Below are 23,139 nucleotides of genomic sequence, written 5' to 3' on the forward strand. Positions count from 1 at the left end.
CAAATTCCCCCTTTAGGGGGTTAGGGGGCTATGAAAGCATATATTTTTCCTGGGCAGGGAGCCCAGTTTCCAGGTATGGGTAAAGATCTGTATGAACAATCAGACAAAGCCCGCGAACTATTTGAAAAAGCCAATGATATTTTAGGTTTTCGTATTACCGATGTCATGTTTGATGGCACCCCCGAAGATCTTGTTCAAACCAATGTTACACAGCCAGCCATATTTTTACACTCGGTTATTTTAGCCGCGGTTTTGGGCGATGATTTTAAGCCCGAAATGGCTGCAGGTCATTCATTAGGCGAATTTTCGGCATTAGTAGCAGCTGGTGCATTATCATTTGAGGATGGTTTGCGTTTAGTGGCAGCACGTGCCAATGCCATGCAAAAAGCCTGCGAGCTGCAGCCATCAACCATGGCTGCAATTTTGGGTCTGGATGATTTTACTGTTGAAGATATTTGCCGGCAGGCAACCAATGTGGTGGTAACCGCGAATTATAACTGCCCCGGGCAGCTGGTAATTTCAGGTAGCATTGCCGGGGTTGATGAAGCCTGCGAAAAACTACTTGCCGCCGGTGCTAAAAGAGCTTTAAAGCTTAAAGTTGGCGGCGCGTTCCATTCCCCGCTTATGGAGTCGGCAAGGGTTGAACTGGAAGCGGCTATTGTAGCCACAGCAATTAACCAGCCGGTTTGCCCTATATATCAAAATATTGATGCTAAACCGTATACCGACCCGGCCCAGATCAAACATAATTTAATAGCCCAGCTCACCGGCCCGGTACGATGGACACAAACCGTAAAGCACATGCTGGAAGACGGCGCCACTTCATTTACCGAAGTAGGCCCTGGTAAAGTATTGCAGGGCCTGGTAAAAAAGGTTGATATGGCAGTGCCTACCAGTAGCGCGGCTTTACAACAATAGTTAATTACAGGCACTGCAAGGTGCCTTTTATCGTTATTTGTAAATTATTTATAAGTATAAGGCAATTTGACTACCTCCGGAAAAATACGCTTGTTGCTGAGCTTGATAGGCATTTGTTTATTAATAACGGCTATCATTGTTCAAAAAACATATACACCGGTAAATAACCTGGTGCAAACCGGCCTTACACTTGAAAAAAATCTGCACAAAAAAGAAGCTTATATAAATGCACAGATAAACGATAAGTTAAAATTCAGACAATTAAAGAACCTGCCCAATAATGAGCAGGATGCACTTAACTGTATTAATGAGTTTACCAACCTTAACCATATTTGGTTTATTACGCTGCATGATAATCACTTAAAGTTTTGGAGCGGTATAAAAGTTATTCCTGATAATTTTGCCGGCATAAAAGAGGGTTATTCATTTATTAAACAGCCCAATGGTTATTATGAAACGATAAGGAAAACCAAGGGCGACTTTTCTGTCATTTTTTTTATCCCTATAAAAGTTACTTACGCGTTTGAAAACCAGTATCTCCAAAACACATTTGACAAAGATCTGGTTAAGGATAACAATATTGATATTGCCGATTTTTCTGATCAGAATATATATGAGGTACACAGCAGCAATAATGATTATTTATTTTCGATAAAACTAAAAGCAAACAGTGTAAATGATGCCTTTGTTTACTATGAACTGGCATTTTGGATACTAACTGTTATAACGTTGTGCATTTTAATGCATAACATTTGTTGTTATGTGGCATCAAAGGATTATGCCCTGTTGGCGGTAATTTTTTTGGCGTTGTTTATAGTGACCTTCAGGTATATTAACCTGCATTACAACATGCCCGATTTTGCGTATACGGTGGCTGTTTTTAACCCGGCTTACTATGCCTCCAGTGTTGTATATCCTTCCCTGGGCGATTTTTGTATCAATATGCTATGCATATTTTGGTTTGTTGCCTTTCTGTATTTGCAGCGTAACCGTTTATTTACCGGTGTACCACGTAAAGGTGCAAGTTATGTTATTGTAGTAGCATGTATATTGGTACTTATTGTAACGTCTACCTTGCTTTTAAATTTATTTTATGGCCTGGTCATCAACTCAAAAATAAGTTTTAATGTAAATAATGTGCTTAGCTTGTCGGGCTTTAGCGTGCTTGGTGTATTAATGCTGTGTTTTAGTTTCCTGATATTTTATCTTATTAATGAGATTGCACTTTTCATTTGCTTAAAGCTTACCATACCGCGCTCACATCAATTATTCCTGTTAGTGCTCGGTGTTATTTTAACAACTGTGGCTTTTGCCTGGTTTAAGGAATATACGTCGTTTTACATTTTATGGTCAATGCTGGTCATTATAAGGGCCTATGGTTTTTTATACCACAAGAGGCGGCTTAATGCAGTAACTTTTTTAGGCATTATATTAATATGTTCGCTTATATCGGCTATAAAGCTTAACCAGTTTGAGAGTGTAAAAGAAAGACAAACACGTGAAGCCCTGGTTCAAAAGCTGGAAGTTCCGGACGATGCGACTGCTGATTATATTTTTAAGCGAATAGAAGGCCAGATCATTACCGACTCAGCCATAATCGGGTATTTTAAACAGGACTCCGTACATAATAGTGATTTTCTGAAAACCCGTTTTCAGAAACTTTATTTTGATGGCTATTTGTCAAAATATGAATTTAAAGTACATGAGTATAATGACCAGGACCAACCATTAACAAGCGATAATTATTCGTTAAATGTATTTAAGGACCTGGTGTTGTACAGTTCATTCAAGGTATCAGATTATTTTTACCGCGAAAACGAATCTTTCGGATTTCAAAATTACTTTGCCATACTGCCTGTTAATTATGGGGGTAAACAATTGGGTACTTTGGTAATTGAATTAAAATCAAAACCATTGCAACCTTCTGGCTCATTTCCCGAATTACTGGTTGACGGACATATAAAACCTGAAGATGAGTTCAAAGACTATTCTTACGCGTTTTATATTGATAATAAATTGCTGAGTCAAAAGGGCAATTATGTTTATTCACTTGACAATACAGAGTTCACAGGCGATATTAGAAAATACCAGGTTAAAACTACCAGGAACAATACCGGAGAGTGGTACGATAGTTTTACATCATATAACCATCTTATATACAAGCCCAGCAACCGTAATTTAATAGTAGTGAGCAAAGAGCAAAATTCGTTATATAACGGGGTAACCTCGCTCACCTTCTTTTTTGTGGTGCTGCTGATTTTTAGCGCCATTGTTGTAACTATCAGGTGGTTATGGATGCATGTCAGGATATTGAGTATTAATGACAATGGATTGAGGTGGCACTTCAAAATAAATTTTGACCGGATCTTGTACAGAACCCGCATACAGTTCTCTATGATATTTGCAGTAATGATAACGCTTGTTATGGTAGGCTTTATCACCTTTGTATCCATAAGTACCCAGTACCATACCCAGCAGGACAAAATGATCCGCGATAAAATAACCCGTATTGTTACGGCATTTGAAAGCGGTATTTTTAACAAATACATATACAATGTTAACGAGGAAAGCCAGGTAAGCTTTAACGAACTGGCCAATAATTACTCAACCGACCTGATCTTGTTTGATACCAATGGTGTACCCCTGGTAACCACGCAGCCCAAAATTTACGAACACGGTTTGTCGGCTAAAAGAATGAATGCCAAAGCTTTTATTTATTTAAGCAGACTGAAAAAATCGGAGTTTGTAAATGAAGAAAAAATTGGTGAGTTAAGTTATAAAGCGGCTTATGCCCCCATCATTAGCTCAAACAAAATCATAGCCTACATTCAGCTGCCTTATTTTTCTAACGAGGCCGATTACCGGGAGCGCATCAGTTCATTGCTAAATGTAATGATCAATGTATACGCTATAGTGTTTATTGCCATTGGCTTGTTTGCTGTTATTATAGCCCGGCAAATTACTGCTCCCCTGAATTTTATACAGGAAAGTTTAAGTAAAACCATATACGGTAAAAAGAACGAGCATATTAAGTGGGCCCGTAATGATGAGATAGGGGCACTTATAAAAGAGTATAATAAAATGATATCGGCGCTGGAGAATAGTGCGCATAGGCTGGCCCAGTCAGAGCGTGAAAGCGCCTGGCGCGAAATGGCCAAGCAGGTAGCCCATGAAATTAAAAATCCTTTAACACCACTAAAGCTTGGCTTGCAGCTGCTTGATAAATCATGGAAAGATAAGGACCCTAAGTTTGATCAAAAGTTTGAGCGTTTTAGCCGGTCATTTGTAGAACAGATTGAGAGCTTGTCGTCTATTGCGTCAGAGTTTTCGGCCTTCGCCAAAATGCCCGATACCCGTATCGAGCAGATCAATATTTTTGAAATGCTGGGTCAGGCGGTCACCATTTTTAAGCAAATGGATAATATCTATATAACTTATCAATCCCCTGAAACACCGTTTATTATCAGTGCCGACCGTGACCAACTGTTGCGCTGTTTTAATAACTTATTAAAGAACGCCATTGAAGCAACCCCGCCCGGCAGGAAGGGTGAAATTGAGATCAATTACCTGATAACCAGTAAAAATGTGTTGCTTACCATAAAGGATAATGGTAATGGTATCCCCGAAAACATGCGCGAAAAAATATTTGAACCCAACTTTACCACCAAAAGCTCAGGAACAGGTTTGGGGTTGGCATTTGTTAAGAACTCCATTGAAAACGCAAACGGTAAAATCTGGTTCGAAACAACCATGGGCAGCGGAACCGCCTTTTATCTGAGCTTTCCGGCAGCGGTCTAAAGCTGAAGGCTTAAAGCTAAAAGCCCAAAGCAAAAAAATGGCCCTCGTCAAATAGGGCAGGAAGCATAAAGCAAATAAGATTTTAAAGAGCTTTCTGCCTTGCGCTTTTAGCTTTAAGCCTTCTGCTTTAAGCTTTCATCTGGAATTTCTTAACTGTTTCTGTAACATGTGCCAGGTGATGATTGCTGTGCCATGCGTACAGGGCAAGTCCGCGTATAAGAGAAATCTGATCACCTGATTCCGGATGAATAAAGGAGCGGGCCCATTCATTTTCTGTAAAACTTTCAAGTAAGGCAACAAGGTGCTGGTGTATGCCTTCCAGCATTTTTAATGACGGTTCAACTGGTAAGCGATAGTCGGGCAGCAGGGCCCAGTCGGCCTCCTGATATGGTTTTATAACCGGGTTGTTTTCGGTTAATGCCAGTTTGAAGCGGGTTAAGGTGTTCATATGACTATCGGCCAGGTGATGTATCACCTGTCTGAGGGTCCAGCCGCCGGGACGATATTGTGTATCCAGTTCCTGATAATTTAAACCAGCAATAGCATGTCTTAATTTACCGGGTAAGGTGTTTAAATCATCTATCCACTGGCGTATATCTTCGTTGGTATATGATGCCGGGGGCGCAAATTTCCCTATCGGGAATTTCATTTGTTCGTCTGTCATGGGCTAAAAAAAATTAATTTAGGTATTATTTTAAACTACCACAAGCTTTTGCTCTAATTTAGCGTTCAGTACCTATTACTTAAACCAATGGTTAAAAAGATATTTTTAATACTGTTCCTTTTAAATAGTTCATTTACATACGCCCAAACCATCAAAACCGACATCCTGGTTATAGGTGGCGGGGCAAGCGGTACAGCAGCGGCCATACAGGGTGCACGCAGCAAATTAAAAACCTTATTGGTTGAGCCGGGACCATGGTTGGGTGGCAGCATGACCGCCGCCGGCATGTGTGTAGTTGAGGGGAACCGTGATCTGCCATCGGGTATTTGGGGCGAGTTTCGTAAACATGTAAGGGATTTTTATAAAAACAGGTTAGGGTATGATACCACCTACAATGCCACCCTGCGCTTTGAGCCGTATACCGGTGCAGCCATCCTCAAAAAAATAACCGATACAGTAAAAAACCTCACCGTAAAATTAAATACCCCATTTACAGCCATTGAAAAAGATGGCACAGGCTGGCAGGTAAGCATCACCATAAACAATAAAACAACCACGGTAAAAGCAAAAGTGGTGGTTGATGCCACCGAAACCGGCGATGTGGCTGCAATGGCCGGTGAAGCATTTGTTTCGGGTTTTGACAGCGTGCAGGATACCGGTGAGGACTTAGCGCCACAAACCGCTTTGCCACGCATACAGGATATTACCTGGATAGCCATTTTAAAAGATTTTGGCCGGGGCGCCGATAAAACCATTGCTAAACCCACAGGCTACGATGCCGGTAATTACGCCTGTTTAAAAGGGAAAGACATTGGTAAAATGCTAAACGATGGCAGGCTACCCAATGATAAGTATATGATAAAATGGGCGGGCTGCGGTAACCAATACCCCACCACGGCCAATGATTTGAAGCCGGCTAACCGCGATGCATTTTATGCCAAAGCCCGCCTGCATACGTTGGGGCTTATATACTATTTACAAACAGAACAGGGCTTTAAAAATATAGGCATTGATGATGAGTTTCCAACTCCTGATCACCTGCCTTTTATCCCTTATATCCGCGAGGCTGAGCGCACTAAAGGTTTGGTGCGCATGACACTTAATGATGTGTACAAACCTTATGATCGCGAATCTAAACTATACCGTACTTCCATTGCCGTTGGCGATGCCTCACCCGGTCAGCATTATGGCGAGGGGACTGCTCCTAAAACCAATTATCCGCCATTTATAGCTTACAGCATCCCATTGGGTGCTATTGTTTTAAAAGATCTGGATAATTTACTGGTTACTGAAAAAGCAATGTCGGTATCGCATCTGGTAAATGCCAGTAGCATGTACCCATCAGTGCAAATGAGCATAGGGCAGGGCGCCGGTGCAACAGCCGCTTTTTGCGCGTTCTTTAAAACCACCACCAAAAAACTAAACGTAAGATTAATACAGGGCGAGCTGCTTGATTTTAAAGCCTGGTTATTACCTTTTACTGATATTAAACAAAATGATCCTTATTTCAGGTCGATGCAGCAAGTGGGTGCAACGGGTTTGCTAAAGGGGATTCAACAAGTAAAGGGCAACAGCGCGAAACTGCTCTTTATGCCCGATTCTGTAGTGAATACTGCCGAGGTTGAACCTTTTTTTAAAGAGATATATTCCCGTGCTTTTTTATGGTTCAATAAAGAAAAGCCAGCCGAAAAATTTACGCAGGGCAATTTGCTGTCGTTTATTAGCGAGATCACTTTAACTGAACCAAAATCCCTGCAGATCAGTATACAAAAGGCCTGGAAAACACAATATAAATTCACATCTGATTTTGATATGAACCGCCCCATTACCCGGCGCGAATTTGCCATTTTAGCCAATAAGTTCTTAAATCCCTTTGCCCGCACGGTTGACACAACGGGGAGAATGATGAACTAAGGTTGGGTACTGAACGTTGCTATGAAACACAACCTCAAAAAGGGATGTCAGTCTGAGGTATCAAAACCGACGATATCTAAAAGCTAAATGACGTAGGAAGCGGAGGGTTGTGCGGTTTCCCTCTCAAGAGAGTAATAGCCCATGAAAAGACAGCATCTATACTAATTCAAGAAGTGTAGCCCCTAACGGGGCAAAAAACCTTTTGGTTCTATTTCTACAAATATGTAGTCCCTACGGGACATAGAGCAACAATTTAAGCTGCAAATGTGGCTGTATTTCATGTCCCGTAGGGACTACATATTTGTAGAAAATAATTGTAAAAATTTGGTGTGCCCCGTAGTGGGCTACCCTTCTGTCATATGATGGGCTATTACCCTCAAGAGGGGAACTAAAAACAAACACGTCATAAGTAGCTTGTCGAAGACTTGTGGGCAGGCCTACACGGGCGATCTTTTGATAGGCCCATGACTTGTTTGTTTTTATCAACTGTACACCCCATCGGGGTATCGTGTTAATAGCATGACAATATCTGGTCATTAGCTCCATAGGAGCTTCCTGCTCAAAGTGTCAATAACCTTATTAGGAAGCTCCTATGGAGCTAACATTTACTTCAATAGTTACTATTAACACGATGCCCCGATGGGGCGTGGATAAACATGCGCTCTGAATGACAAAGAAAAAAGATTCCTCTTTCCGGCGAAGGCGAAGAGGGTCGTCCAGCGAAGCGTAGACGGGGTGAGTCAACTCATAAACCATGCATCATATAAACTATTCCGATTTCAAAATGGCGTATATATGCTTATCCATCACCACGCCGTTTTTAATAACCGCGTTACGCATTACACCTTCCTTAACGTATCCGGCCTTTTCCAACACCCGCATGGAAGCTGTGTTTTTATGATACACGCCGGCTTGCAGGCGTATGATATCTAAATTTTTAAAGGTGTATCCGGTTATGATCTTAACTGCTTCGGTTGCTATGCCCCGGCCCCAGTAAGGTTCTGCAAGCCAATAACCAATTTCGGCCGTTTTGCGGTTCACGTCATCCATTAAATCAACAGTAATTCCGCCGCAAACCTGGCCATCAATAACTATGGCAAAATTAGTTAACGGCTGCTGGTTTTGCATAAAGGTTATCCAGTTGGAGGCATCCTGCATAGTATAGGGATAAGGGAACCGATCCATTAAAAAAGCAGATACATTGGGGTTATCCGCGTGCTTTTGTAATGATTGTTCATCGCCCTCAAGCCATCCTCTTAAAGTAAATCCTGTGCCCCTTAATTCCATTTTGTAACAATAAAATGCCTAAAAATAGCAATGATTGCCAAAACTGCTAAATTGCGTGTGTTTTAACGGCATTTTGCCGCTCACACATCCATGAAAAAACTATTTACTTTATTATTACTCATAAATACCACAAGCGCATTTGCTCAAAAGCTGGATACCCTTACCATCGAAAAGATCATGCGTGACCCTAAATGGATCGGGGTATCACCCACCGATATCCGCTGGAGCGATGATAGTAAAAAGATCTATTTTAAATGGAACCCTGCTAAAACCGAAACCGACGAACTGTATGCTGTTACTCCGGCTAATATCAAGCCGCAAAAATTAAGTATTGCCGAGCAACGCAATTTAACCAACCTCGCGGGCAACTGGAATAAAAACTATACCCAAAAGGTTTTTGAAAAAAATGGCGATCTGTTCCTGGAGAATATTAAAACAAGCAAGATCATTCAGCTAACCAATACCGAACAGGAGGAGAATACCCCGGTTTTTAGCGGCGACGAAAGTGAAGTGATATTTAAACAAGGCAACAACCTGTTTGCACTAAAGCTAAACGGCGGACAGTTGAGACAGCTAACCAATTTTGTTCGGTCATCAAAAAATAAAAAAGGGCCCGAAACCCTTAATGACCAGCAGCTATGGCTTAAAAAGCAACAGATGGAGCTTTTTGATGTAATAAAGAAGGAAGCGAAAGAGGATAAGCAAGATTCGGCTAAGAATGCTGCTTTGGAACCTCAACAAATAAAAGAAATAGTTATTGGCGAAAACAGGATAAATTCGGTGAGGATAAGCCCTGATAGCAAATATGTTACCTATCGACTCATTAAAGCCGCCGATGGTGTTAAGAATGCCATAGTTCCTAATTACGTAACCGCGTCGGGATTTACGGAGGATATTCCCAACCGTTCCAAAGCTGGTCGCCCCTCGTCAACTTCCGAAACGTTTATTTTTGATACACGGCGGCAATCGGTTTACCCGGTTATCACTAAAGATATCCCTGGGATAAAAGACCTGCCCGACTATGTTAGGGATTACCCAAATGAACTGGCAGAACGGAAACAGCTTAATGCCGATAGGAAGGTAAATATTGAAGGTCCGTTTTGGAGTGCTGATGGTAAAAACGCGGTGGTGGTAGTAAACGCACAGGATAATAAGGACCGGTGGATCATGCGCCTTGACCCGGTAACCGGTAAGCTAACCTTGCTTGACCGTCAGCGTGACGAAGCTTGGATAGGTGGGCCAGGTATTGAAGACTCGCCGGCAGGTAATATTGGGTTTACTGACGATACGCACTTTTATTTTCAGAGCGAAGCCAGCGGTTATTCGCACATTTATTTGGTTGATGTAACTAACGGTACAAAAAAACAGCTCACCAGCGGTAAATGGGAAGTGCAAACCCTGCACTTGTCTACCGATAAAAAGACATTTTATTTTACCGCGAATATGGAGCATCCGGGTGTTACCGACTTTTACAGTATCCCGGTAAGCGATGGCAAGCCGGTTAAAATAACCGGCATGAAGGGTGGTAATGATGTAACACTATCGCCCGACGAAAAATGGCTGGCTATCCGTTACTCTTACTCCAACAAACCCTGGGAGTTGTACTTGCAGCCAAATAAGCCAGGGGCAAAAGCTGTGCAGGTAACCAATTCCATTACACCAGAGTTTCAATCGTACCCATGGCGCGATCCGGAGATTATTACGTTTAAAAACCGTTATGGCAATGATGTTTACGCACGCCAGTATTTGCCTAAACATCCTGACCCGGCAAAACCAGCTGTTATTTTTGTACATGGCGCAGGTTACCTGCAAAACGTAACCTATTCCTGGAGCTATTATTTCCGCGAGTTTATGTTTAACAATATGCTGGCCGACAATGGTTATACCGTACTCGATATTGACTATACAGCAAGCGCGGGCTATGGCCGCGACTGGCGTACCGGCATATATCGCCACATGGGCGGCAAAGACCTTACCGATCAGGTTGATGGTGTGAAATACCTGGTTGAAAAATTTGGTATTAACCCCAACCATGTAGGTTTATACGGTGGCTCTTATGGCGGCTTCATCACCCTGATGGCTATGTTTACCGAGCCTGATGTTTTCGCGGCAGGCGGAGCCATCCGTTCAGTAACCGACTGGGCGCATTATAACCACGAGTACACAGCCAACATTTTAAATGAGCCATTTACTGATGAAAACGCTTACCGTAAAAGTTCGCCTATATACTTTGCCAATGGTTTAAAAGGAAATTTGCTGATGCTGCATGGCATGGTTGATCAAAACGTAAATTACCAGGACATCATCCGGCTCACACAAAAACTAATTGAACTGCATAAGGAAAACTGGGAGCTGGCCTCATACCCGGTAGAGGATCATGCCTTTGAACAACCCAGCAGCTGGACGGATGAGTACAAACGTATATTTAAACTATTTGAGCAAACGCTGAAAAAATGAGGAAATACTCAAAATCCGAAGTCATCCCGAATTTATTTCGGGATCCCACATGCAAAGTGAGCGATAGGCAAGGAGTTTATCTTGCGCGTGAGGTGCTGAAACAAGTTCAGCATGACTCCTTTTTTATATTGTTCATAGGTGTTTTGATTCTTTTCAGTGTCGGCTGCTCCGCCAATAAAAATAATGACAAGACTGTGCAGGTAGGCTTTGAAAATAACAAACAGGCTGTAAGGATCAGTGGGTTAGATAATGCTGTGATGCATGAGATCAACCGCGACTCGGCAGGAGGTAACTGGCAAAGCCTGTTGCCGGTTTACCGCATGCCGGCAGATACTGATCTGAAAAACTATCAGTCGGTGCAGCCGGGTACATACCAGATTAAGGATAACGCCGTTATTTTTACACCCGATACGCCTTTTATGGCCCATCAAACCTATTTTGTACGATACTATAAATTTGACGCCGGCAATAAAGTAAGCGATTTTATCATGGGGCATAACAGGCCGGGTAGTTTGCACTATTCTGATTTGATAATTAAGTAAAAACTGCTGTGAATTGCTTGAAAATCAAATATAATTATGTATATTTGCACCTAATTAAAAAAAGAGGGGGCGATTTGTCCCCTCTTTTATTTTATCAATCAAATTATCTGTCAAAAATACCGAAGGGTAATGAATATTGAAAAGAGGGTAAAAGAGCTGGTTGAAGAGAAGATAGCCGATAAGCCGAACTTGTTTTTAGTGGATGTTAAAATGCATTCGAACGGAAAATTAATTGTGCTGATTGACGGTGATAACGGGCTGGGCATTGATGATTGTGTGCAGGTGAGCAGGCATGTAGGCTTTCATCTGGAAGAGGAAAATGTAATAGATACTCCTTATAATCTGGAAGTATCATCACCGGGAATTGATTACCCGCTTTCGTCAACCAGGCAGTATGCCAAGAATATAGGGCGCAACCTGGCCATAAAAATGACCGATGGAGCTAAAAGAGAAGGTAAGTTAACGGCCATCACAGAGGATGCCGTTATCATTGAAGAAAAAATAAAAGAAAAAGGGAAAAAAGCTGAAACTGTTGAAAGCGTTATCCCTATTGATCAAATAACAGAAACAAAAGTTTTAATAACATTCAAGTAGAAAATGAGCAATATTAATTTAATTGATTCTTTTCAGGAATTTAAAGATTTCAAGAACATTGACCGCCCAACCATGATGAGCGTTCTGGAAGACGTTTTCAGAAGTATGATCAGGAAAAAATATGGCACTGACGAGAATTGCGACGTAATTGTAAATACTGATAACGGGGATTTGGAGATCTGGCGTACCCGTAAGGTTATGGAGGATGGTTTTAGTGAAGATGATGACCTTGAAATTGAACTGGCCGAAGCAAAATTGCTTGATGCCGATCTGGAAATTGGCGATGATTACATTGAGCAGATCACGCTGGAAAGCTTTGGTCGCCGTGCTATTTTAGCTGCCCGCCAAACACTGGTTTCAAAAATTCTGGAACTGGAAAAAGACGAGATATTTAAAAAATATAAAGACCGTGTTGGCGAAATTGTTACCGGCGAGGTTTACCAGGTTTGGAAAAAAGAAACCCTGGTGCTTGATGATGAAGGCAACGAATTGTTGCTTCCAAAAACCGAGCAGATACCAGCTGATTACTTTAAAAAAGGCGACAGCGTAAAAGCGGTAGTATATAAAGTAGATATGCTGAACAGTAACCCGAAGATCATTATATCGCGTACAGCTCCTGAGTTTTTACAACGTTTGTTTGAACTGGAAGTGCCTGAAATTTTCGACGGACTGATCACCATTAAAAAAATAGTGCGTGAGCCTGGCGAAAGAGCTAAAGTGGCTGTTGAATCATATGATGACCGCATTGACCCGGTAGGTGCCTGCGTGGGTATGAAAGGATCACGTATACATGGTATAGTGCGCGAGCTTAAGAACGAAAATATTGACGTGATCAACTTCACCAACAATATTCAGTTGTATATTCAGCGTGCATTATCACCAGCCAAAATAACTTCTATTAAATTAGATGATGATAAAAAGACGGCGGCAGTGTACTTAAAGCCTGATCAGGTATCATTAGCTATCGGTCGTGGCGGACATAACATTAAACTGGCAGGTAAATTAACCGGCTATGAAATTGATGTTTACCGTGAAGCCGATGAGCATGACGAAGATGTGGACATCGAAGAATTTTCAGATGAAATTGATAGCTGGATAATTGATGAATTTAAACGTATAGGTTTAGATACAGCAAAATCGGTGCTTGCTTTAACAGTAGGAGAGTTGGTAAAACGTACAGATTTGGAAGAAGAAACTGTAAAAGAAGTGTTATCAATATTGAATGCTGAGTTTGAATAAGCATAATAACCAAAATTAAAATCGTATTTTTGCGATAATAAGCAGAGAAATTATAATAAATGTCAGAAGACAAATCAATAAAATTAATTAAAGCAGTAAAAGAACTCAACATTGGTATGGGTACCATTGTCGATTTTTTGGCTACAAAAGGCTATAAAGTTGAAAAGCAACCTATGGCGAAGCTGGATGGCGACATGTATACCGCATTGTTGAAGGAGTTTGCTGTTGACAAAAGTATTAAGGAGGAAGCCAAGCAGATCAGTATCGGTAAGATCAGAAAAGAAGAGCCTGCAGCGTTTCCTGAAAAACCGGTTGAAAACCGCCGTTCAAGGGATTTTGAGAACGAAGAGATATTGATCAAGAACACCGGTCATTATGCTTCGCCGCAGGCGGAAAAACCAAAACCGGTTGAACCCGCTCCCGAAAAATCTGACGAGCGCAATGACGTTTTGCCAGGCGTTAAAGTGGTTGGTAAAATTGATCTTAATAACTTAAATGCAAAGCCACAACCCCCGGTTGAAAAACCAGTGGAGGCAAAGCCTGTTGAAGTTGTTAAACAGCCCGAACCTGTAGCTCCCGAGCCAAAACCGGAACCTAAGGCCGAAATACCAAAAGAAGTAGTTGCCGAAGCACCAAAAGCTGAAGAGCCTAAAGTTGCTGAAGCACCGAAAGCGGAAGAGCCTAAACCGGTTGTTGCTGAAACGCCAAAGGTTGAAGAGCCAAAAGCGCCTGTAGCAGAACCTGCACCCGTTGTTCAGGCACCTGTTGCCGAAACTCCGGCCGCTGCTGCTGATGATAATAATCAGGGACCTGATGTGATCAGGGCAAAAGCCGAACGTCTTACAGGTCCTAACGTGATTGGTAAAATACAGTTACCGGTTAATGCGCCTAAGCGTAACCCGATAGCATCGTCATCAAACGCTAACAGCGCTGATCATAAACGGAAAAGAAAACGTAAAGATAACCAGGGAAACCCGCAACAGGGACATGGTGGACAACAAGGTGGTGGTGGCAATCACCCGCCGCAGCAGCAGGGGCATACCCCGCCGCCAGCAGGTGGAACCATCAATCCAAACCGTCCCGATTTCAGGAACCGTGGTAATAACCCTAACGCAGGCGGCCCTAACCAGGGTGGTGGCGGTGGCAATCGTCCTGATTTCAGGAACCGTAATGCCCCTCAAAACACTGGTCCGAAAGAAGAGCCATCAGAAAAAGATATACAGGATCAAATTAAGGCAACCCTGGCCCGCTTAAGCGGCGCAGGTAAATCAGGTAAGTTTGCACAGCGTGCTAAGTTCCGCCGTCAAAAACGTGATGATGTAGCCTCTACAGCCGAAGAATTGGCACTGGAGCAGGAATTACAGTCAAAAGTATTAAAGGTTACCGAGTTTGTAACTGCTAATGAGCTGGCTTTGATGATGGATGTATCTGTAACGCAGATCATCTCAACCTGTATGAGCCTGGGTATGTTCGTATCCATTAACCAAAGGCTTGATGCCGAAACACTGAGCATTGTTGCTGATGAGTTTGGCTACCAGATAGAGTTTGTAAAACCACAGGATGAGGAAGCTAACCTTGATCAGCCAGATGATCCGGCCGATCTGATACCACGTGCGCCAATTGTAACCATTATGGGTCACGTTGACCACGGTAAAACCTCATTGCTTGACTTTATACGTAAAACAAACGTAATAGGTGGCGAAGCCGGAGGTATTACCCAGCACATTGGTGCCTATGAAGTAACTTTGCCAGGCGATAAGGGTAAAATAACATTCCTGGATACTCCGGGTCACGAGGCGTTTACCGCCATGCGTGCAAGGGGTGCACAGGTTACAGATATTGTAATTATAGTAATAGCCGCTGATGATAGCGTGATGCCGCAAACCCGCGAGGCCATAAACCACGCGCAGGCTGCAGGTGCACCTATTATTTTCGCCTTCAATAAAATTGACAGACCGGGTGCTAACGCTGATAAAATACGTGAGCAATTATCGGCCATGAACATTTTGGTTGAAGAGTGGGGTGGTAAATATCAAACACAGGAAATATCGGCCAAAACAGGTTTAAATATTGAGTTGCTTTTAGAAAAAGTATTGCTCGAGGCCGAATTGCTTGAATTAAAAGCCAACCCTAACAAACGTGCCGTAGGTACTGTTATTGAAGCAGCCTTAGATAAAGGTCGCGGTATAGTAACTACCATATTGGTACAGGCAGGCAGGCTAAAAGTTGGTGATCCTATACTGGCCGGCTGTTATAGCGGCCGTGTTAAGGCATTAACCAATGAGCGTGGTCAAAGGGTTGAATCTGCAGGGCCATCAACACCGGTACAGGTGTTGGGTATGCAGGGAGCACCAACAGCAGGCGATAAGTTTAACGTATTGGAAAGTGAAGTTGAAGCACGTGAAATTGCTAACAAACGTTTACAATTACAACGTGAGCAAGGTTTACGCACCCAGAAACACATTACCCTTGATGAAATTGGCCGCCGTTTGGCAGTTGGTAACTTTAAGGAGCTTAACATTATTGTTAAAGGTGACGTGGATGGATCTATCGAAGCGTTATCCGATTCATTGCTTAAACTATCAACTGAGCAAATACAGGTTAACATCATATCCAAGGCAGTTGGTCAGATCTCCGAGTCTGACGTATTGTTGGCTTCTGCATCTGATGCCATCATTATAGGTTTCCAGGTTCGTCCGTCAGGAAGTGCCCGTAAGCTGGCTGAGGCCGAGCAGATCGATATCAGGTTATACTCTATCATCTACGATGCGATAAATGAGATCAAAGCCGCGATGGAAGGTATGCTTGCACCAACCTTTGAAGAGAAGATTGTTGCCAACGTAGAGATACGCGAAACCTTCAAGATTAGTAAGGTGGGTACCATTGCAGGTTGTATGGTACTGGATGGTAAGATCACCCGTAACAGTAAAATCCGTATCATTCGTGATGGTGTTGTTATACATACAGGTGAGCTGGCATCACTAAAACGCTTTAAAGATGATGTGAAAGAAGTTGCTACCGGCTATGAGTGCGGTTTAAATATCCAAAACTTTAATAACATTGAAGTAGGCGACATTGTTGAAGCTTATGAAAACGTAGAGGTTAAACGCAAGTTGTAACACCCGCTACGGTATATGGAATAAAATAAAAATGGCCCTTAATAGGGCCATTTTTATTTTACATTTTGTGATGATGCACTACATGGTGGTGATGACGATGGTGTACACGATGATGACGATGTGCTGTTTGCGCGTTGGCAGTTGTGTAGGCAAATGTAGCAAACAACACAACGGCTAATACTTTTAGTGTTTTCATAATACTATTGGTATAAATTAAATTATTTTTAGTTATTATGGTAGACTAAGGCAGTCACCGCCGGTTTAATTTGTAATATTAAATTTACATGATCGAAAACATAACCAACCTCCCCAACTCAGGCGTGCATTATATTTAAATAGTATCACGCATAACTAATCACCATTATATTATATCGGTTATTGAGCCTGTATGCCGGCCATGGATATTTTCATACACACTACTTACAGTTATTGATTTATTTTTAATGAACACTGTTTCAAATAGTTTGGGTGATACGTAATGTGCTGTGATCACCTTTTATATATAAAAATATTGTTTGTAACATAATTAATACATTAGATACTTTTAGGTATATATTCAACGAGGTTGTTTGATTTTTAATTAAAAGTAGTGTAAATTCCATCTTTTATAAAAAACCTAAATGATAAAAAAATTACTCCTTTACCTTATTGTGATATCTTGTGCGCTCGTAAATAAAAGCGCTCTGGGGCAAACTGCCGCTAATGATACTTCGGTACAAAGTATTGCGCTTGCACGCATTACAGATACTTATAATACGGCTATTGGGCAGCAATCGCGGTTATATAACGGGCCTGAATACGATCTTTACAATCCTAATATAAAGGGGAACGCTTATTTTTCTGATATAAATAGTTTTACTCAGGGTGCTGTTACTTATGATGGTATACTTTATAAGGATGTACCCATGATGTATGATTTATACAAGGATGTAGTAGTGGTTATGTTGTATAATAAATTCTCCAGATTTACCCTGCTTAAGGAAAGGGTTCAAAGTTTCGATCTGTTAAACCATCATTTTACATATATCAGGACCGATTCATTAAATGTAAATTCCATCAGTACGGGTTTTTATGATCAGTTGTACAATGGCAGTCTTGAAGTGCTGGTTAAACGGTCAAAGGCTATCCAAAGTACCTCAGGTACAAATACTATTGAAAACTATTTTACATCGGGCAAAAGCTTTTATTTAAAAAAGGGTAATAGCTACTATAGTATTGGCGGGCAGGGCACTTTGTTGAGCCTTTTAAAAGATAAAAAGAAAGAGTTGCAGCAGTATATAAAAGCCAATAAGATCAAGTTTAATAAAACTCCCGAAGAGGCTATGGTTGCTATAGCTGCCCGATACGATGAGTTATCAAAATAACGCGTTGCACAATCATAGCCCAAGTAAAAACCTAAGCAGTGCCTGCAATGATCTGTTATATAAAAAATTTGCCTTGTATGCGTACAGAAAAAAATAAAAAGTGCCGATGAAAAAATTTTACTTTCTGAGTTTCTGTTTCTTGATACTGTTTAAGTTGAGTTATGCCCAGCAAAACACAGCAGCGTCAATAAGTGTAAACTTTCAACAGGCCAATATTGGCCAATTTGTAACAGAGCTTGAAGCAAAAACAGGGTATCGGTTTTACTATGACCCCATTCAGTTTGATAGTTTGAAAGTTACCCTTCAAGTAAATAACAAACCAATTGAAACCGTGTTGGGCCTGGCTTTCAAAAATACCAATTTTCACTATGCCATTACTGCCCAACAGCAGGTGTTCCTTACCCGGGGGCGCGAAATACAAACCAGGCTATCTGCAGGGTTTTTCGGAAATAAGCCAGAGGCTAACCCAACCGTAAATACAGTTACTAATGCGCCGGTTGCTGATTTTACTGATGAAAAGGAAAAGAAAATTCCTGAGGCTACCACAGAAAATAAATTATACGAAATAGGAATAAAAACAAACACTATTCAGCCGGGCAAGGCTACCCTTTCGGGTTATGTACGCGATGGCAAATCGGGCGAATCAGTAGTTGGTGCCAGTATTTATGTTACCAATACCAAAACCGGGGTAGCTACTGATCAGTTTGGGTATTTTACCATTACCCTGCCAAAAGGCCGACAAATTTTAAGCATAAGGGGTATCGGTATGCGCGATACCCGTCGGCAGATTGTACTTTATTCTGATGGCAAGCTGATCATTGAAATGCAGGAACAGATAACCAGCTTAAAGGAAGTAAAAATATCGGCCGAGAAAGTTGCCAATGTTCGTAATGTACAGTTAGGTGTAAACCGCCTCGATATCAAAAGTATTAAACAGGTGCCTACCGTATTTGGTGAGGCCGATGTGTTAAGGGTTGTATTAACGTTGCCGGGCGTACAATCGGTAGGCGAAGCCACAACCGGATTTAATGTTCGTGGCGGTTCGGCAGATCAGAACCTTATTTTAATGAATGATGCCACCATTTATAACCCATCGCACTTCTTCGGCTTCTTCTCATCGTTTAACCCTGATATTGTAAAAGAAATTGAACTGTATAAAAGCAGTATCCCCGAAAAATTTGGCGGACGTTTATCATCAGTTTTGGATGTTACCAATCGTGAGGGTAACAAAAAGAAATTCACCGGCTCGGCAGGTATTGGTTTAATAACCAGCAGACTTAACGTTGAAGGGCCTATAATTAAAGATAAAACCTCTTTTTCATTTGGTGGTCGTGCTACTTATTCTGATTGGTTGCTTAGGTTACTGCCCGAAGCGTATAAGCATAGTTCGGCATCGTTTTATGATTTTAACCTGGATGTAAGTCACCAGATTGATGATAAAAACAATATTTACCTAACCGGTTACCTGAGCAAGGATAAATTTAAACTGAACAGCGATACTGCTTACAGCTACAGCAACAAAAACGCTAATATTAAATGGAAGCATAATTTTAATGATAAACTGTTTAGCGTTATTACAGCAGGTCTTGACCATTATCAGTATGAAATTGCAAGCTTTGATAACCCGGTAAACGCTTATAAGCTTAACTTTGATATTAATCAAACAAATTTTAAAGCTGATTTTACCTACTACCTGAACCGTAAAAACACGATTGATTTTGGTGTAAGCTCCATTTATTACAAATTGMATCCGGGTAACCTGCAACCAAATAACGCTCAGTCATTAGTAGTGCCTGATATAGTGCCCACACAGCAGGCTTTAGAAAGTGGCGCTTACGTAGGCGATAAATATGATATTACTGATGATCTTTCGTTAAGTGCAGGTGTCAGGTATTCATTGTATAATTACCTGGGGCCGCAAACGGTTTATAACTATGCGCCTAACCTGCCTAAAACAAGTTCAAACCTGCTTGATAGTACTACATACGCTAAAAATAAAGTAATTAAAACCTATTCAGGGCCCGAATTCAGGCTTTCTGCCCGGTATAACTTAGGGGATAATACATCTATAAAAGGCGGATACAATACTTTAAGGCAATATATACACCTGCTTTCAAACACCACGGCTATAGCGCCAACCGATGTATGGCAACTGAGCGATCCGAACATTAAACCGCAGTATGGCGATCAGGTGTCCCTGGGGATATACCGTAACCTGAAATCAAATACCATTGAAACTTCGGTTGAGGTTTATTATAAAAGATTAAGGGATTATTTGGATTATCGGAGCGGGGCCAACCTGGTACTAAACCACCACATTGAAAATGATGTGCTGGGTACCGAAGGCAAAGCTTATGGTATAGAATTTTTGATCAAAAAAGCTACCGGTAAAGCTAATGGATGGATAAGCTATACCTACTCGCGCACATTTTTAAAACAGAATGATCCAAATGCAGGCGAACTGATCAATGGGGGGGCTTATTATCCGGCTAATTTTGATAAACCACATGATTTTAATTTTATAGGTAACTACAGGGTGTCGCACAGGTTTAGCGTATCCTTAAATGTTACGTACAGTACCGGCCGCCCTATTACACTTCCAATTGCCAAGTATGAATACGGCGGATCTGAGCGGGTATACTATTCAGACAGGAATGCTTACCGTATACCGGATTATTTCAGGTCTGATTTTTCAGTTAACATTGATGGTAACCACAAAGTACATCAGTTAACACATAATTCGTTTACCATAGGCGTTTATAACCTTACAGGGCGGCAAAATGCTTATTCAACTTATTTCACCCAGCAAAGCGGGGTGATAAGCGGCTTTAAGCTATCCATATTTGCTAAGCCAATACCATTTATTAATTATAACATCAGGTTTTAAAGCAATGAACAGGAAATGGAATTATATATATTGTTTACTGCTGCTTGTTTTAGCTGCGGGCTGTAAAAAGCCATATAATCCGCAGGTAGTCAGCAGTAACAATCATTACCTTGTTGTGGAGGGGGTGATAAACAGTGGGAACGATTCAACCGTTATCAGCCTGAGCAAAACGGTTAAGATATCAGAAAATGTAAGCACCCAGCCGGTAACCAACTATACCGTGGTTGTTGAACGGGAGCAGGCTGGGGTTAGCTATACCCTGCAGTCGCGAGGTAACGGGAAATATGATATCGGCCCCATGCATCTTGATGCCACAAAGAAATACCGTTTGCGCATTACAGCACCCGAAGGCAAGGAGTATACATCAGATTATGTTGAGGTAAAACAAACGCCACCTATTGACAGCATTGGCTTTGTACCGAAAAACAATACGTTGCAGGTATATGCAAATACGCATGATGCCACTAATAACACCCGGTATTATCGCTGGGATTATTCAGAAGCGTGGAGATTTCATACCAAATTTCAGTCTGATTTTATAGTTGACGCGGTGACTAAACAAGTTAGGCCCCGGTACCCGAGCGAGAACGTATATTATTGTTTTACAGGGGATAATTCAAGTAATATTATTATTGGTTCATCAGCAAAACTTGCACAGGATGTTATTTATCAGGGGCTGATCACTACCATCCCCAGCAACGCGGAAAAGATATCTGTAAGGTATAGTATACTGCTTAAGCAATATGCATTAACCAAAGACGGTTACCAGTTTTGGGAAAACCTAAGAAAGAACACCGAACAACTGGGCAGTATTTTTGATGCGCAGCCAACACAATTAACCGGTAATATTCATTGTACAAGTGACCTTACTGAGCCGGTTATAGGTTATGTGAGTATTACCAATACGCAGTCGAAAAGGATATTTATAGATAACTCACAGTTACCGCGGGATTGGCTGCCCAAATATCCCTATGATTGTGTAGCGCCGGATTCGGCTCTTTTTTTTAATCCCAAATCAAATTTGCGCGAGGTGCAACAATTTATAATTAATGGTGGTGGAATACCCATATCTGCAATTACGAGCGACGGAGGTACTAACGGATATACCTACTCGTCGGAGTCTTGTACAGTTTGTACAATAAGGGGCCAGGTTCAACCACCATCATTTTGGAAATAAACTAACGTGATAAAAAGTAGCTATATATGGTATTTTATGGTACTGGCAGTAATAATTGCCGGCTGTAAAAAGCCGTATAACCCACCGGTGGTCAGTAGTAACAATCATTATCTTGTTGTTGAAGGGGTGATCAATAGCGGTAATGATTCTACCATTATTAGCCTGAGCAAAACAGTTAAGCTATCAGAAAATGTAAGCACCCAGCCGGTAACCAATTATACCGTGGTTGTTGAACGGGAGCAGGCCGGGGTTAGCTATACCCTGCAATCAGAAGGTAACGGGAAATATGATATCGGGCCCATGCACCTTGATGCCACAAAAAAATACCGCTTGCATATCATTACACCCGAAGGCAAGGAGTATGCCTCAGATTATGTTGAGGTGAAACAAACGCAGCCTATTGACAGTATCGGTTTTATTGCCAAAAACAACGCCTTGCAGATATATGTGAATACACATGATGCCACTAACAATACCCGGTATTACCGATGGGATTATGATGAAACATGGAAATTTCATCCCGAATTTCATTCTGATTACATAGTTGATGCAGTGGCTAAACAAGTTAGGGCGAGGCTTCCCGAAGAGAATGTATACACCTGTTTTACAGGAGACAACTCAAGTAATATCATTATAGGCTCATCAGCAAAACTTGCACAGGATGTTATTTATCAAGGGCTGATCACTACCATCCCCAGCAACGCAGAAAAGATAGCTGTAAGGTATAGTATATTGCTTAAGCAGTATGCATTAACCAAAGAGGGTTACCAGTTTTGGGAAAGTATGAAAAAGAATACCGAACAACTGGGCAGTATTTTTGATGCCCAGCCCACACAGTTAACCGGTAATATCCATTGTACAAGTGACCCTGCCGAGCCGGTTATAGGTTATATCAGTATTTCCAATACACAGTCAAAAAGAATATTTATTGATAATTCGCAATTGCCGCAAAATTGGCTGCCCAAATATCCTTATGATTGTCTGGCTCCCGATTCAGCTTATTTTTATAATCCAAATACAAAAATATATGAAGTACAGGCATATATTATTGTTGGGGGCGGAATCCCCTTAGAAATAATGTATAAGAATGGTGGCGTAGCTGGCTATACGTATTCGTCTGAGGCTTGTGCGGTTTGTACCATAAGGGGACGGGTTCAACCACCATTATTTTGGAAATAA

15 protein-coding genes are annotated in these 23,139 nt (G+C 41.5%); 12 read left to right on the plus strand and 3 right to left on the minus strand.

Going from position 1 to position 23,139, the window contains the following annotated elements:
- The first annotated feature begins 30 nt into the window (after nt 1–30).
- On the plus strand, nt 31–918 hold the full coding sequence (gene fabD, locus AC1DRQ_RS09260; RefSeq protein WP_477423827.1) for an ACP S-malonyltransferase: 888 nt from the start codon (nt 31–33) through the stop codon (nt 916–918).
- A 66-nt stretch (nt 919–984) separates the two neighbouring features.
- Complete coding sequence (locus tag AC1DRQ_RS09265) at nt 985–4,716, plus strand: ATP-binding protein (protein WP_477423829.1); 3,732 nt, start codon at nt 985–987, stop codon at nt 4,714–4,716.
- A 127-nt stretch (nt 4,717–4,843) separates the two neighbouring features.
- Here the strand turns inward: AC1DRQ_RS09265 and AC1DRQ_RS09270 are convergent, their stop codons facing one another.
- Nucleotides 4,844–5,380: a YfiT family bacillithiol transferase gene (locus tag AC1DRQ_RS09270; protein ID WP_477423831.1), complete on the minus strand. Its 537-nt coding sequence runs from the start codon at nt 5,378–5,380 to the stop codon at nt 4,844–4,846.
- An 87-nt stretch (nt 5,381–5,467) separates the two neighbouring features.
- On the opposite strand from AC1DRQ_RS09270, the gene AC1DRQ_RS09275 reads away from it, so the two are divergent.
- On the plus strand, nt 5,468–7,294 hold the full coding sequence (locus AC1DRQ_RS09275) for an FAD-dependent oxidoreductase (RefSeq protein WP_477423832.1): 1,827 nt from the start codon (nt 5,468–5,470) through the stop codon (nt 7,292–7,294).
- 768 nt (nt 7,295–8,062) lie between these two features.
- Here the strand turns inward: AC1DRQ_RS09275 and AC1DRQ_RS09280 are convergent.
- The gene (locus AC1DRQ_RS09280; protein WP_477423834.1) at nt 8,063–8,581 is read right to left on the minus strand and encodes a GNAT family N-acetyltransferase; all 519 of its coding nucleotides are present in this window, start codon (nt 8,579–8,581) and stop codon (nt 8,063–8,065) included.
- A 90-nt stretch (nt 8,582–8,671) separates the two neighbouring features.
- Here AC1DRQ_RS09280 and AC1DRQ_RS09285 point away from each other — a divergent pair, with 90 nt between their 5' ends.
- From AC1DRQ_RS09285 to infB, 5 genes are all read left to right on the plus strand, one after another.
- Entirely contained in the window at nt 8,672–11,038 is a 2,367-nt protein-coding gene (locus AC1DRQ_RS09285) for a S9 family peptidase (RefSeq protein WP_477423836.1), read from the plus strand.
- Between the two features lie 56 nt (nt 11,039–11,094).
- Complete coding sequence (locus AC1DRQ_RS09290; protein WP_477423838.1) at nt 11,095–11,580, plus strand: hypothetical protein; 486 nt, start codon at nt 11,095–11,097, stop codon at nt 11,578–11,580.
- A gap of 129 nt (nt 11,581–11,709) precedes the next feature.
- Complete coding sequence (gene rimP / locus AC1DRQ_RS09295) at nt 11,710–12,174, plus strand: ribosome assembly cofactor RimP (protein ID WP_477423840.1); 465 nt, start codon at nt 11,710–11,712, stop codon at nt 12,172–12,174.
- A gap of 3 nt (nt 12,175–12,177) precedes the next feature.
- A complete protein-coding gene (gene nusA, locus AC1DRQ_RS09300) occupies nt 12,178–13,413 on the plus strand; it encodes a transcription termination factor NusA (RefSeq protein ID WP_429399693.1) in 1,236 nt (411 codons plus the stop codon).
- A 59-nt stretch (nt 13,414–13,472) separates the two neighbouring features.
- On the plus strand, nt 13,473–16,532 hold the full coding sequence (infB, locus tag AC1DRQ_RS09305) for a translation initiation factor IF-2 (protein ID WP_477423842.1): 3,060 nt from the start codon (nt 13,473–13,475) through the stop codon (nt 16,530–16,532).
- Between the two features lie 58 nt (nt 16,533–16,590).
- On the opposite strand, the gene AC1DRQ_RS09310 is transcribed toward infB, so the two are convergent.
- Complete coding sequence (locus tag AC1DRQ_RS09310) at nt 16,591–16,728, minus strand: hypothetical protein (protein WP_477423844.1); 138 nt, start codon at nt 16,726–16,728, stop codon at nt 16,591–16,593.
- Nucleotides 16,729–17,152: 424 nt separating this feature from the next.
- On the opposite strand from AC1DRQ_RS09310, the gene AC1DRQ_RS09315 reads away from it, so the two are divergent.
- The 4 genes from AC1DRQ_RS09315 to AC1DRQ_RS09330 all read left to right on the plus strand — a co-directional run bounded on the left by AC1DRQ_RS09315 (nt 17,153) and on the right by AC1DRQ_RS09330 (nt 23,139).
- The gene (locus AC1DRQ_RS09315; RefSeq protein ID WP_477423846.1) at nt 17,153–17,896 is read left to right on the plus strand and encodes a hypothetical protein; all 744 of its coding nucleotides are present in this window, start codon (nt 17,153–17,155) and stop codon (nt 17,894–17,896) included.
- 106 nt (nt 17,897–18,002) lie between these two features.
- Nucleotides 18,003–20,783, plus strand: coding sequence for a carboxypeptidase-like regulatory domain-containing protein (locus AC1DRQ_RS09320; RefSeq protein WP_477423848.1), 2,781 nt, complete (start codon nt 18,003–18,005; stop codon nt 20,781–20,783).
- 4 nt (nt 20,784–20,787) lie between these two features.
- Nucleotides 20,788–21,960, plus strand: coding sequence for a DUF4249 domain-containing protein (locus tag AC1DRQ_RS09325; RefSeq protein WP_477423850.1), 1,173 nt, complete (start codon nt 20,788–20,790; stop codon nt 21,958–21,960).
- Between the two features lie 6 nt (nt 21,961–21,966).
- Nucleotides 21,967–23,139 carry a DUF4249 domain-containing protein gene (locus AC1DRQ_RS09330; protein WP_477423852.1) on the plus strand — a complete coding sequence of 391 codons (1,173 nt, stop codon included), beginning with the start codon at nt 21,967–21,969 and terminating at the stop codon, nt 23,137–23,139.

The sequence above is a fragment of the Mucilaginibacter sp. P4_E8 genome (genome assembly GCF_056401495.1).